General features: G+C 57.3%; 10 protein-coding genes. 3 read left to right on the top strand and 7 right to left on the bottom strand.

Annotation, left to right across the window (positions count from 1 at the left end; translation table 11 throughout):
• Positions 1 to 22: 22 nt before the first annotated feature.
• A complete protein-coding gene (gene hisI, locus BFV97_RS04195) occupies positions 23 to 382 on the top strand; it encodes a phosphoribosyl-AMP cyclohydrolase (protein WP_069299100.1) in 360 nt (119 codons plus the stop codon).
• On the opposite strand, the gene gluQRS is transcribed toward hisI, so the two are convergent.
• From gluQRS to ssb, 5 genes are all read right to left on the bottom strand, one after another.
• Positions 372 to 1,223 carry a tRNA glutamyl-Q(34) synthetase GluQRS gene (gene gluQRS / locus BFV97_RS04190; RefSeq protein ID WP_069299099.1) on the bottom strand — a complete coding sequence of 284 codons (852 nt, stop codon included), beginning with the start codon at positions 1,221 to 1,223 and terminating at the stop codon, positions 372 to 374. The two genes, hisI and gluQRS, sit on opposite strands and share 11 nt — an antisense overlap.
• Positions 1,224 to 1,259: 36 nt before the next feature.
• Positions 1,260 to 2,612 carry a methylenetetrahydrofolate--tRNA-(uracil(54)-C(5))-methyltransferase (FADH(2)-oxidizing) TrmFO gene (trmFO, locus tag BFV97_RS04185; RefSeq protein WP_069299098.1) on the bottom strand — a complete coding sequence of 451 codons (1,353 nt, stop codon included), beginning with the start codon at positions 2,610 to 2,612 and terminating at the stop codon, positions 1,260 to 1,262.
• 292 nt (positions 2,613 to 2,904) lie between these two features.
• On the bottom strand, positions 2,905 to 3,738 hold the full coding sequence (locus tag BFV97_RS04180; protein WP_069299097.1) for a LysR family transcriptional regulator: 834 nt from the start codon (positions 3,736 to 3,738) through the stop codon (positions 2,905 to 2,907).
• A 154-nt stretch (positions 3,739 to 3,892) separates the two neighbouring features.
• A complete protein-coding gene (gene gyrA, locus BFV97_RS04175) occupies positions 3,893 to 6,652 on the bottom strand; it encodes a DNA gyrase subunit A (protein ID WP_069299096.1) in 2,760 nt (919 codons plus the stop codon).
• Between the two features lie 289 nt (positions 6,653 to 6,941).
• Positions 6,942 to 7,457 (bottom strand): single-stranded DNA-binding protein, encoded by a 516-nt coding sequence (gene ssb / locus BFV97_RS04170; protein WP_069299095.1) that lies wholly within the window; start codon positions 7,455 to 7,457, stop codon positions 6,942 to 6,944.
• Between the two features lie 184 nt (positions 7,458 to 7,641).
• Here ssb and BFV97_RS04165 point away from each other — a divergent pair, with 184 nt between their 5' ends.
• Both BFV97_RS04165 and uvrA read left to right on the top strand, forming a co-directional pair.
• The gene (locus tag BFV97_RS04165; RefSeq protein ID WP_069299094.1) at positions 7,642 to 8,223 is read left to right on the top strand and encodes a lytic transglycosylase domain-containing protein; all 582 of its coding nucleotides are present in this window, start codon (positions 7,642 to 7,644) and stop codon (positions 8,221 to 8,223) included.
• 148 nt (positions 8,224 to 8,371) lie between these two features.
• Positions 8,372 to 11,230 (top strand): excinuclease ABC subunit UvrA, encoded by a 2,859-nt coding sequence (gene uvrA / locus BFV97_RS04160; protein WP_069299093.1) that lies wholly within the window; start codon positions 8,372 to 8,374, stop codon positions 11,228 to 11,230.
• Positions 11,231 to 11,302: 72 nt separating this feature from the next.
• On the opposite strand, the gene BFV97_RS04155 is transcribed toward uvrA, so the two are convergent.
• Together BFV97_RS04155 and BFV97_RS04150 are read right to left on the bottom strand one after the other, a co-directional pair.
• A complete protein-coding gene (locus BFV97_RS04155) occupies positions 11,303 to 12,160 on the bottom strand; it encodes a class I SAM-dependent methyltransferase (RefSeq protein ID WP_069299092.1) in 858 nt (285 codons plus the stop codon).
• Positions 12,161 to 12,207: 47 nt separating this feature from the next.
• Positions 12,208 to 13,179, bottom strand: coding sequence for an HpcH/HpaI aldolase/citrate lyase family protein (locus BFV97_RS04150; RefSeq protein WP_069299091.1), 972 nt, complete (start codon positions 13,177 to 13,179; stop codon positions 12,208 to 12,210).
• Between the last annotated feature and the right edge of the window lies 1 nt (position 13,180).

Raw genomic sequence — 13,180 nt, 5'->3', positions numbered from 1 at the left:
TGGAAAGAGGAACCGGCCCGAGATGGTAAATTTTGATCCCGCCACCCTGAAATTCGATGATCGGGGATTGTTGCCCGTGATCGCCCAGCAACACGACAGCGGGGAAGTACTGATGCTTGCGTGGATGAATGCCGAGGCGGTGGCGAAAACGCTGGAAACCGGGCGTGTGACCTATTGGTCGCGGTCGCGTGCCTCCTTTTGGGTGAAGGGGGAAACCTCGGGCCACACGCAAAAGCTGGTGGATATGCGGATTGATTGTGATCGGGACTGTATTCTTGTGCTGGTGGATCAGGAAGGTCCGGCATGTCACACCAACAGGCGCAGTTGTTTTTACACCAGCGTGCTGGAGGGGGAGGTAGAACTCTCCAAGCCTATGGTTTGACAGCCGTACGCACGTCTTGCGCAGTCCAGCCCGCATCCCGTAACGCGCGAAGTGCCAGCGCGTCGTGGCGTTTCGCGAGCCTTTTTCCTGAGTCATCGCGGATCAGTCGGTGGTGGCGGTAAACGGGTGTGGGCAGGGATAACAGCCGCTGGAGCAAAACGTGTATCGGGGTGGCCGGGGCCATATCCGCGCCCCGTGTCACATGGGTAATGTATTGTGCCGCGTCATCCACAACCACGGCCAAATGGTAGGAGGTGCCGATGTCGCGCCGGGCCAGAACAATATCGCCGCAGCGCTCAATAAGGTAGCTTGGGGAAAGAGGCTGCCAGCCCGGGTTTTCGCCTATTTCTGTGTAACCGGCTTTATCCAAATCATCGAGCAGCGCCACCGCTTTGCGCATATCCAGACGCACGGCATCCGCGCTCGTTTTTTGGGCCATTGAACGGGCGCAACAGGTCCGCGGATAGATTACGCCGTCCGGACCGAATTGTTGTGCTGCGCCTTCTTGCGGAGCGGACAGCGACTCGGCAATGTCGCGACGGGTGCAGGAACAGGGGTAACAGACCCCCATGTCCACAAGTTGCGAAAGCGCTGCATTGTAGTGCTCCATCCGTTCCGATTGGCGCAGCACCGGCGTCTCCCACGCCAGTCCGAGCCAGCGTAGATCTTCATAAATCGCCGCTTCAAATTCCGGTTTGGAGCGTGCGGTGTCAATGTCTTCCATCCGCAAGAGGAAACGACCGTTTTGCGCCTTCGCAGCGTCAAAAGCGGTTATCGCGGAAAAGCCGTGGCCCAAATGCAGGAACCCGGTGGGAGAGGGGGCAAATCTTTCGACGATCATGTTACCTGTCCCGTTCCGTGATCCTGCAAAGTCGGTTCAGGCCTGCGTGGCAAGCCAGCCCTGCCAGTCCGTTTTCGCCCGATCCGTATAGGCTTTGTAGCGGTCTTTCCGGTTTCGCCGCCCGCCTTTGACGTTGTCGACCGGTGGGAACAGCCCGAAATTGACGTTCATCGGCTGGAAGGTTTTCGCATCCGCACCGCCCGTGATATGTGTCACAAGGGCGCCCATTGCGGTGGTTTGTGGCACCGGATCAAGCGGCGCGCCAAGGGCTTCGGCCACGGCGAGACGTCCGGCAAGCAGCCCCATTGCGGCACTTTCCACATAGCCTTCCACACCGGAAATCTGTCCGGCAAAGCGGATGTCGGGGCGGTTTTTCAGACGCATTTGATGGTCCAGCAGGCGCGGTGAGTTGATGAAGGTATTGCGGTGAATACCACCCAAACGGGCAAACCGTGCGTTTTCAAGGCCGGGAATCAGGGAGAAAGCCGCCGCCTGTTCGCCATATTTCATCTTGGTCTGGAAACCGACGATATTGAAAAGAGTGCCTAGCGCATTGTCGCGGCGCAATTGCACCACCGCATAGGGTTTGACGTCCGGTTGATGGGGATTGGTTAATCCAACAGGCTTCATCGGCCCGAACCGCAGGGTTTCGCGACCCCGTTCGGCCATCACCTCAATCGGCAAGCATCCGTCAAAATAGGGCGTGTCCTTTTCCCAATCCTTGAACTCTGTCTTGCCAGAGTTCAGCAGCGCGTCGATGAACGCCTCATAGGTTTCCTTATCCATCGGGCAGTTGAGATAGGCTGTGCGCTCTTCCTCGGTTTCGCCCTTGTCATAGCGGGATTGGAACCACGCTTTGGACATGTCGATACTGTCGGCGTAAACAATCGGCGCAATGGCATCAAAGAACGCCAGAGAGCTTTCGTCCGTGACAGACAGGATGGATTGCGCCAGCGCGGATGAGGTCAGGGGACCTGTTGCGATGATTGTTTGACCCCAGTCTTGCGGGGGAATTCCGGTCACTTCCCCCCGTTCCAAAGTCACCAGAGGATGGCCCAGCAACCGTTCGGTCACAGCCTGTGCAAAAGGTTCGCGGTCCACCGCAAGCGCACCACCGGCGGGGAGTTTGTGTCTCTCTGCCATCTCCATGATCAGACTGCCCGCAGCGCGCATTTCCCAATGCAGCAAGCCAACGGCGTTGGCTTCGTGATCGTCGGAGCGGAAGGAGTTGGAACATACCAGCTCTGCCAGATTGTCGGTTTGATGCGCGAAAGTGCCCACGTCGGGACGCATTTCATGGATAACGACGGGCTGTCCCGCCTGAACGGCTTGCCAGGCTGCTTCGCTGCCGGCCATGCCGCCGCCGATGATGTGAATAGGTTTGCTCATGCTTGGCATTTAGGACAGGTCGGCAGGAATGGAAAGGGGCTTAGTGTTCCCACTGCGGTAGGGGTTCGCAGTGGGAACGGGTAAACTGCCGCAATGGGCAGAAAAGGACCCAATAGATGGGTAGCGGGTCCAATTACCCACCTAACAAGACGGGATACTGACGCGGGGGTAAAGCGCTAAAAACGCAAAGGCGGGTTTGCATAAATTGCAGACGCACAGCGGGTATTGGAGGGGATAGATCGAAGGCTAAAGAAGCCTGTGGAGTCTGTCAAATGTTTGAATAAAATTGTTGCTATTCGCTGAAGCTGGCAAAGGATTGTTCGAGCCACCGGCAGGTGCTGCGCAGGACAGCGTCTTCTTTGCGGGTTTCATGGTAAAGCAGCCATAATTCCCTGACGCGCATTTCCTCGCTAGGTTGCAAAAGTTCAAGATCGGGGGCGCTGGTCGCCATCACTTCGGGAAGGATACCCGGCTGGCCGGTGGTCCGGATCGCCTGCATAATTCCCTGAAACGAAGACAAGCGCAATTTTGGTTCCTGCGCAAAAAACGCCAGACCGTTTTTCATTTCAGGTGTCCAGTCGAGGTCGAAGGTCAGCCCGATCCAGTCGTCCCGCGGACAATCCCGCGGTCCGTAAATCCCCATGCGAATATCGGCTATCCGGTGCGCTACCAGACGGCCTTCGGTTGGGCGGGTCAGACGCAGTGCGATGTCTGCTTCACCATATGCCAGACTGACACGGTTATTGTTGCCGCTCAGCTCTAGTGTGACATTAGGGTGTTGTGCGGTGAATGTGTTGAGCGATTTGCTCAGGACGGTGGAGACAAGAAAATCGAGCGCGGTAACGCGGACGGTTTGTGTGGTTTGCAAGCTCGACGGGGTGGTTGCATGAAAAGAGCGCAGATCATCGCTGAAACCGGCCGCCAGTTCAAACAGGCGGCGGCCCTCGGTGGTGAGTTCCCATTCGGCACCGGATTTCTGGAACAATAACGTGTTGGTGGTTTCGTTCAGCCGTTTGATCCTGCGGGAGACTGTGGCGGTGTTTGTGCGTAGATATAACGCGGCCTTGGACATGGTTCCGTAGCGAGCGAGGGCCACGACGAACCGCAAGTCATCCCAATTTTCCATCACACAACCGCCATACACACGAGTAACGCCAAAAACGATCCGGTAATACAAAAGCGCCGTTTGGCAGCCCGAACCTAGGCGCGGATCGCTAAATCGTCAAGAAAAGGAGCCGAATTTGGCCCCTTTTCCAAGTTTTTCTCAAATAAATCCGCGTTTATTCTTCTGTTGAAGCGTCGGATTCACCAGTTTCGTCTCCGATTTGCGCTTCGCCGTCGGCGGCGTCTTCATCGCCTTGCTCTGCGATATAGGCGACCGAGACAACTTTTTCGCCCTCTGCCGTGTTGAAGACTTTCACGCCCGAAGAGGTACGCCCCTGACGGGAAATACCCGAGACAGGGCAGCGGATCGACTGGCCGGTCGAGGTGGCCAGCATGATCTGGTCGTCTTCATCCACCGTAAAGCTGGCGATGATCCGGTCGTTGCGCCGGCCCAAATTGGCCGCAGCGATACCCTGACCACCCCGACCAGCGACGCGGTATTCATGGGCAGAGGACCGTTTGCCGTAACCGCCGGATGTGACGGTCAGGATCCACTGCTCCAATGCGCCAAGTTCGGCGTAGCGTTCCGGTGAGATATCGCCATCGGCCGCTTCTTCTATAGCGCCGGCGTCTTCTCCGGTCACAGCACGACGACGCTTGAAATAACCGGCCCGTTCTTCGGCACTGGCGTCCACGTGACGGATCACAGCCATTGAAACGACAGAGTCGCCTTCGGCCAGTCGGATGCCGCGCACGCCGGTGCTGTCACGGCCCTTAAAGACGCGCACATCGGTGATCGGGAAGCGGATCGCCTTGCCCAATTCCGTTGTCAGCAGGAAGTCGTCATTTTCCGTGGCGATGTTAACGTTCACAATCGACACGTTTTCCGGCAGCTTCATCGCGATCTTGCCGTTGGATTTCACATTGGTGAAATCGCTCAGCGCGTTGCGGCGAACATCCCCTGCGGTGGTGGCAAAGACGATGTGAAGATTGTCCCATTCGTCCTCTGGTACATCCACGGGCATGATTGCCGCGATGGAAACACCTGTCGGAATCGGCAGGATATTCACGATTGCCTTCCCGCGAGAGTTCCGTCCCCCCGGAGGCAGACGCCACGTCTTGAGCTTGTAGACCATCCCATCCGATGTGAAGAACAGTAGCGGCGTGTGGGTGTTGGCGACGAACAGGTTGGTGACGAAATCCTCGTCCTTGGTGTTCATCCCCTGCAGGCCCTTACCGCCCCGTTTCTGTGCGCGGTAATCCGCCAGAATGGTGCGTTTGATATAGCCGGAGTTGGTGATGGTCACGACCATATCTTCCCGCTCGATCAGGTCTTCGTCGTCCATGTTGTCCACATGTTCGACAATTTCCGAACGGCGTGGCACGGCGAACATCTCACGCACTTCGGTCAGTTCTTCGGTGATGATCCCCATGATCCGGTCGCGCGAGCGGAGGATTTCAAGATAATCGGTGATCTTCGCGGCGAGCTCTTCCAACTCGTCCGTGACTTCTTTTACGCCGATTGCTGTCAGCCGTTGCAGCCGCAGGTCCAGAATGGCGCGGGCCTGAATTTCCGACAGATGATAGGTGCCATCTTCGTTTATAGTGTGACTCGGATCGTCGATAAGCTTGATGTACGCAGCAATATCCTGCGCTGGCCATGCGCGGGTCATCAGTTTTTCCCGCGCTTCGGCCGGGTCGGCGGAGCTGCGGATCGTTGCAACCACTTCGTCCACATTGGACACAGCCACGGCCAGACCACACAGGATATGGGAACGCTCGCGTGCCTTGCGCAACTCAAACGCGGTTCTGCGCGCGACGACTTCTTCGCGGAACTTGATAAAGCTCGACAGGAAACCGTGCAGGTTCAATTGCTCCGGACGGCCACCGTTCAGCGCCAGCATGTTACAGCCGAAAGAAGTTTGCAGGGACGTAAACCGGAACAACTGGTTCAGAACCACCTCCGGCGTTGCATCCCGTTTCAGCTCGATCACCACACGCACGCCGATCCGGTCGGATTCGTCCTGCACATGGGCGATGCCTTCGATCTTTTTGTCCCGCGCCAGTTCCGCGATTTTTTCGATCATCGTGGCCTTGTTCACCTGATAGGGAATCTCGTCCACGACAATGGCGTAGCGGTCCTTGCGGATTTCCTCGATCCGCGTTTTCGCACGGATAATGACCGAGCCGCGCCCCTCCGTATAAGCTTTACGCGCACCGGAGCGGCCCAGAATAATGCCGCCGGTGGGGAAATCGGGGGCAGGGATGTATTCCATCAACTGCACACTGTCCATATCGGGGTCTTTCATCAACGCAAGGGTTGCGTCGATCACTTCGCCCAGATTGTGGGGTGGAATATTGGTGGCCATCCCCACCGCGATACCACCGGCACCGTTGACCAGCATGTTGGGATAGCGGGCCGGCAGAACCGTCGGTTCGCGGTCCTTGCCGTCATAGTTGTCCTGAAAATCGACAGTGTCCTTGTCAATATCGGCCAGCAGGCTGGCGGCCGGTTTGTCCATGCGCACTTCGGTGTAACGCATCGCCGCGGCGCTGTCGCCGTCCATAGAGCCAAAGTTGCCCTGACCGTCCAGCAGCGGCAGCGACATGGAAAAATCCTGCGCCATGCGCACCAGCGCGTCATAGATCGCGGAATCCCCGTGGGGGTGATATTTCCCCATCACATCGCCCACCGGACGGGCCGATTTGCGGTAGGATTTGTCGTGGGTGTTGCCGGTCTCGTTCATGGCATAGAGAATCCGGCGGTGCACCGGCTTCAAACCATCGCGCAGATCAGGGATCGCGCGGCTGACAATCACGCTCATGGCGTAATCGAGATAGGAGGTTTTCATCTCCTCTTCGATAGAGATTGTCGGGCCGTCATGGATCGGGCGTTCTGGTGGGGTTATCGGCTGATCTTCGGTCTCGTCGCTCACGTCTGGCCGCCTTGCTTCTTTACACAATATCTAGTGGACCACCTATAAACCAGCCTCAGCATAAGGGCAATCTTTCTGCCCCGATTTCGGCCCGATTCAGCAAAATATTCCCCTTAATCCTCCGCTAAATGGCCCCCTGTGGCCCTGTACGGACCATCGGCACGCCGGAGCGGATCGGTGGCATCAGATCACGCCCCGTGCCATGCAGCGGAAAGGGTGCAAAACGGCAAAAAAATGGCCCCGCGTCGGGGGCCATAATATGCTGACGGTCGTGACGGGCTTGCGCCAATCAGAACGGGATTTCGTCGTCCAGATCGGAGTTGCCGCCCCCTTGGGAACCGCCACCCTGAGAGCCGCCGCCATAGCCGCCACCCTGATCGTAACCGCCGCCATAGCCGCCGCTGCCGCCGCCCTGATCGTAGCCGCCGCCTTGCGACCCGCCACCACCGCCGTCGCGTCCGTCCAGCATGGTCAATGTACCGTTAAAGCCTTGCAGAACCACCTCGGTCGAATACCGGTCGTTGCCGCTCTGGTCCTGCCATTTACGGGTTTGTAACTGGCCTTCGACAAAGACTTTGGAGCCTTTGCGCAGGTATTGTTCGCACACGCGGATCAGACCTTCGCTGAAAATGGAAACCTGATGCCATTCTGTACGCTCGCGGTTTTCGCCGGTGTTCTTGTCGCGCCAGCGTTCGGAAGTTGCGATGCGCAGGTTGCACACCTTACCGCCATTTGGAAAGCTGCGCACTTCCGGATCACGGCCCAGATTGCCGATCAACATAACCTTGTTCAAACTGCCAGCCATAGGCGTTTCTCCCTAAACTCGAATCTTTTGTCGTTTCTTGCGTGCGTGGTAGTTAACCATCTTCTCTGTGCCCTGCAACCAATGAACAAACCACTAACACGGCTGCTTTTCCGGGGCTATCTTTTCAAATTGGCAAAAAACCTGTAAAGCCTGTGCCAGAGTTTGATCGGGCAGGGGCACGAGAATGATTAAAATACTGGCGGGCAGTCTAGTGGTGGTGATGGGGTTCGGTCCTGTTGCGGCTTTTGCGGATGTGACGAAATCCTCCAAATCCCGTCTGGGCATCTCCTCCAGCCATTCCAAGCTGATCGACAAACGACTGTCGAACCAATATTCCAGCTCCGCCCGCTTGTTGCCCAAGGAAAACCGTCTGGACCTGATCCCGCGCTACACAGGGTCCTATAAAGGTGTCTACAGGCCAATGGCCGAGGCTGCCGCCCGCAAGCATGGTATTCCGGTGGATCTGTTCAACCGTCTGGTGCAGCAGGAAAGCAACTGGAATCCCAAAGCCAAAAGCCACGCAGGGGCCATCGGGCTGGCGCAACTGATGCCGTTTACCGCACGCTATCTGGGGGTGAACCCCCATGATCCGGCCCAGAACCTTGAAGGCGGTGCGCGCTACCTTAAACAGCAATATGCCAAGTTCCGCAGCTGGCGTCTGGCACTGGCCGCCTATAACGCAGGTCCGGCTGCCGTGGAAAAATACAATGGCGTGCCACCCTACAAGGAAACGCGAAACTACGTGAAAGTCATTCTGGGCAAATAATTGCCGGTCGCCCCGTCGTCATGACACTTTCTGTCAGGAGGGCGTTTCGATCCTTGTATGTTCCCTTAATGTTCCGGCTTTTCTGTTGGCAATCCCGCGCGGATGACCTAGATGTTGTAGGGTCTGATCGGCAAACTAGGGCAGAGCATTGGCTGAACTCAAAAATATCGAAATCCGCGGCGCGCGCGAGCATAATCTCAAATCCATCGACGTGGATATTCCGCGCGACAAGCTGGTGGTTATCACCGGGCTTTCGGGATCGGGGAAATCCTCTCTGGCGTTTGACACGATCTACGCCGAGGGGCAGCGCCGTTATGTGGAATCGCTCTCGGCTTACGCGCGGCAGTTTCTCGATATGATGCAAAAACCGGATGTGGATCACATCTCCGGTCTGTCGCCCGCTATTTCCATTGAACAAAAAACCACCTCGAAGAATCCCCGTTCTACTGTTGGCACGGTGACTGAGATTTACGACTATATGCGGCTGCTGTTCGCCCGCGTTGGCACGCCTTATTCTCCGGCCACCGGATTGCCGATCGAGGCACAGCAAGTGTCCGAGATGGTAGACCGTGTGATGTTGATGGAGGAAGGTACGCGCGCCTATCTGCTGGCGCCGATTGTGCGGGATCGCAAGGGCGAATACCGCAAGGAGTTTGCTGAACTAAAGAAAACCGGTTTTCAGCGGGTCAAGGTGAACGGAGAATTCCACGATCTCGACACGCCGCCTACGCTCGATAAGAAATTCCGCCACAATATCGACGTGGTGGTTGACCGGATCGTTGTGAAGGAAGGGCTGGAGACGCGGCTTGCGGATAGTTTGCGCACGGCACTTGATCTGGCGGATGGCATTGCCATTCTGGAAACCGCCCCGAAAGAGGGCGAGCCGGAGCGTTATACGTTTTCGGAAAAGTTTGCCTGTCCGGTTAGCGGCTTTACCATCCCCGAAATCGAACCGCGGCTGTTTTCGTTCAACGCACCCTTTGGCGCCTGTCCGGAGTGTGACGGTCTGGGTGTGGAATTGTTCTTTGACGAACGTCTGGTGGTGCCGGACCCGTCTTTGTCCCTGTATAAAGGGGCGCTGGCGCCTTGGGCGAAGGGGAAATCGCCCTATTTCCGCCAGACGATTGAGGCCATCGCACGGCATTACGAATTTGATAAAAACCTGCCCTGGCGGGAACTTCCGGCCCATGTGCAACAACTGATGTTGCACGGCTCGGGTAATGAGGAAATCAAGTTCCGCTATGATGAGGGTGGCCGCGTCTATGAGGTGTCCCGCGCCTTTGAAGGCGTGATCCCGAATATGGAGCGGCGCTACCGCGAGACGGACAGCAACTGGATCCGCGAAGAATTTGAACGCTATCAGAACAACCGTCATTGCGGTGTCTGTGACGGATACCGTCTACGCCCCGAAGCGCTGGCGGTGAAAATCGGCGGGCTGCATGTGGGGCAGGTGGTGGAAATGTCTATTGCCGAAGCCCATGACTGGGTCGACGGTATACCTGCAGAACTTTCAGCGCAGAAAAACGAAATCGCCCGCGCAATCCTGAAGGAAATCCGCGAGCGGTTGGGCTTTCTGGTGAATGTTGGGTTGAACTACCTGACCCTGTCGCGCAACTCCGGTACGCTCTCGGGTGGGGAAAGCCAGCGGATTCGTCTGGCCAGCCAGATCGGTTCGGGCCTGACGGGGGTGCTCTATGTGCTTGATGAACCGTCGATTGGTTTGCATCAGCGGGATAATGACCGTTTGCTGACGACGCTGAAAAACCTGCGGGATCAGGGCAATACGGTGATTGTCGTCGAGCATGACGAAGAAGCCATCCGCGAGGCGGATTTCGTTCTGGACATTGGTCCCGGGGCGGGTGTGCACGGCGGGGAAATCATCGCCAAGGGCACGCCAACGCAAATTGCGAAGAACAAAAAATCCATTACCGGTCAATATCTTACTGGAAAACGCAGTATTCCGATCCCTGCTGAAAGGCGCAAGGGAAATGGCAAGTCTCTGGTGGTAGAAGGCGCGACCGGCAATAACCTCAAAAACGTCACTGCGCATTATCCGCTGGGCACATTTTGCTGCGTGACGGGCGTTTCCGGTGGCGGTAAATCGACCCTGACCATCGAAACCCTGTTCAAAACCGCCTCCATGCGGTTAAACGGTGCGAAACAGACGCCGGCCCCCTGCGAGGCGATCAAGGGATTGCAATATCTCGACAAGGTGATCGACATTGACCAGCGGGCCATCGGGCGCACGCCGCGCTCCAACCCTGCGACATATACAGGTGCTTTTACACCGATCCGCGAATGGTTCGCCGGGTTGCCCGAAGCCAAAGCGCGAGGCTACAAACCGGGGCGGTTCTCCTTCAACGTGAAGGGCGGGCGCTGTGAGGCTTGTCAGGGCGACGGGGTGATCAAGATCGAGATGCACTTCCTGCCGGACGTCTATGTGACCTGCGAAAGCTGCAACGGCAAACGCTACAACCGCGAAACGCTGGAGGTGCTGTTCAAGGGCAAGAGCATTGCCGATGTGCTGGATATGACTGTCGAGGATGCGGAAACCTTCTTTCAGGCAGTGCCGGCCATTCGCGACAAAATGACTGCGCTGTTGCGGGTCGGACTCGGCTATATCAAGGTCGGCCAGCAGGCCACGACCCTGTCGGGTGGTGAGGCGCAACGGGTGAAGCTGTCAAAAGAACTGTCCAAACGGTCCACCGGACGGACGCTGTATATTCTCGACGAACCCACCACCGGCCTGCACTTTGAGGACGTGCGTAAACTGCTGGAAGTGCTGCACGAACTGGTCGATCAGGGCAATTCCGTGCTGGTGATCGAACACAACCTCGACGTGATTAAGACTGCGGATCATATCATCGATATCGGCCCTGAAGGCGGCGATGGCGGGGGCGAAATTGTAGCAATCGGCACGCCGGAAGAGGTGGCACAAGTGAAAGCCAGCCACACTGGGCATTATCTGGCGGAAATGCTGGGGATCAAACAGGTCGCTGCAGAGTAACCGCGTGGTTGTGGCGTTTGCAGCCGCGGGAGCCTCCGGCGGGGAGTATTTCACGGAACATTGAAGCGGGTGTCAGGATTGTTTTTGAGCTGTGTAGATGTGGATTTTTGAAGGAACGGTGACGGTGCCGTTTTTCTCGTAGGCTTTCAGTTTTGCTTTGGTTGCTTTCACGATCTCGGCTTTGTCTGCGGCGGTGCCGCCTTTTGCGCGGATGACGCTGTTGGCGGGGCCGATGTAGGAGGAGAGTTCAGCGGCGTCTGCGGCTGTGCCTTGCAGGGTGAGGGGAATGTCTTTTGTGGTGACTGCGAAGTTTTGGAACCCTGCGTCTTTGAGGATGGTTTGCACGTAATCTGTGTCGGCAAAGGCAAAGGGGCCGGGATCGCGCGGGTTCATCGGGGGTGGATTGCCCAGCAGATCCGTGGCCGCGCGGCGGGGCAGGGTGAACCAAGGGTTTTCTTTGAATGGTCCCCAGCAGGCTATGGTTAACTGGCCGCTTTGGGTGAGACTGTTGCGCAAGTTTTCAAAAGCGGCGACGGGATTCGCGAAAAACATCACTCCGAAGCGCGAGAAGACGTGATCAAAGCGGTTTTCGGGCAGGGGTTCGGTCTGGGCGTCGGCGCAAGTGAAGGTGACATTGCCAAGATCCGCAACGGCTGCGGATTTTCTGGCTTGCTCCACCATTGTGGTCGAAATATCGAGGCCCTGCACATGGCCGCTTGGGCCGACCGCTCTGGCGAACTCCCGCGTGGTGGCGCCGGTGCCGCAGCCGATGTCGAGCACGGTTTGTCCGGATTGCGGTGCCGCCGCCTGTAGAAGTGCCTGATTGACCCCCGCAAAAAGCGCATCCAGTTGCGCCTCATAGGTTATCCAGTCCAATCCGGCCCCGTCGGTCCAGAAATCCGCCTGTTCTGCATTGGGGGAGTCGGTCATGCGCTGTCCTTTGGAATCGGGCGGGGGTGGCCCCGCCCGTTTACGGGTTAGCCGATCATTTCGGCCTGTTTTACAATAACCTGCGCCTGACGGATAGAGGCCAGATCCACCAGACGGCCTTTGTAAACGGCCGCACCCTGACCGGATTTTTCCGCTTCTTCCATTGCAACAAGGATTTCGCGGGCCTCGGTGATCTGGGCTTCGGAGGGAGTAAAGACAGCATTGGCGAGGGCGACCTGTTTCGGGTGGATCGCCCATTTTCCCACCATGCCGAGCGTGGCAGAGCGGCGGGCCTGAGCGTTGAAACCTTCTTCATCGGAGAAATCTCCGAACGGGCCGTCAACGGGCAACAGGCCGTGGGTGCGACAGGCCGAAACGATGGCCACGGTGACAGCGTGCCACGGATCACCAAGATGGGTGGCGCGGGACGCATCGCCATTGGCGTTTTCCACCATATAGTAGTTTTCCTGTGTGCCCCCGATGCCTGTGGTCTGCATGCCCATCGAAGCTGCGTAATCCGCAGCCCCCAGCGACATGGCCGCCATACGGGGGGAGGCAGCGGCGATTTCTTCCACATGGGCAAGTCCGGCCGCGGTTTCGATGATCACTTCGAACTGGATCGGTTTCTTGCGACCTTTGGCCATTTCGACAGAAGTGACTAGGGCGTCAACGGCGTAGATGTCGCCTGCGTTGCCCACCTTGGGGATCATGATCTGGTCAATCCGGTCACCGGCGTTTTCCAGAATGTCGACAACGTCCTTGTACCAGAATTCCGTATCCAGACCGTTAATGCGGATGGAGAGGGTTTTATTGCCCCAGTCGATTGTATTGATCGCTTCGATCACATTTTTGCGGGCTTCGGCCTTATCCGCGGGAGAAACGCTGTCTTCCAGATCCAGATTGATCACATCCGCATCGGAGGCGGCTGCCTTTTCAAAGATCGCCGGGCGGGAGCCGGGTGCGAAAAGCTGGCAGCGGTTGGGGCGGGCTGGTGGGGCGGGTTGGACTTTGAAGCTCATG

The sequence above is a fragment of the Neptunicoccus sediminis genome, from assembly GCF_001719615.1.
Classification (GTDB): Bacteria; Pseudomonadota; Alphaproteobacteria; order Rhodobacterales; family Rhodobacteraceae; genus Amylibacter; species Amylibacter sediminis.
This window is presented reverse-complemented; position numbering and strand designations above follow the sequence as displayed.

Coding starts and splice junctions, on each gene's coding strand:
- ssb (WP_069299095.1), bottom strand. CDS start 7,457: ATGGCTGGCAGTTTGAACAAGGTTATGTTGATCGGCAATCTGGGCCGT.
- BFV97_RS04155 (WP_069299092.1), bottom strand. CDS start 12,160: ATGACCGACTCCCCCAATGCAGAACAGGCGGATTTCTGGACCGACGGG.
- gluQRS (WP_069299099.1), bottom strand. CDS start 1,223: ATGATCGTCGAAAGATTTGCCCCCTCTCCCACCGGGTTCCTGCATTTG.
- BFV97_RS04150 (WP_069299091.1), bottom strand. CDS start 13,179: ATGAGCTTCAAAGTCCAACCCGCCCCACCAGCCCGCCCCAACCGCTGC.
- BFV97_RS04180 (WP_069299097.1), bottom strand. CDS start 3,738: ATGGAAAATTGGGATGACTTGCGGTTCGTCGTGGCCCTCGCTCGCTAC.
- BFV97_RS04165 (WP_069299094.1), top strand. CDS start 7,642: ATGATTAAAATACTGGCGGGCAGTCTAGTGGTGGTGATGGGGTTCGGT.
- trmFO (WP_069299098.1), bottom strand. CDS start 2,612: ATGAGCAAACCTATTCACATCATCGGCGGCGGCATGGCCGGCAGCGAA.
- hisI (WP_069299100.1), top strand. CDS start 23: ATGGTAAATTTTGATCCCGCCACCCTGAAATTCGATGATCGGGGATTG.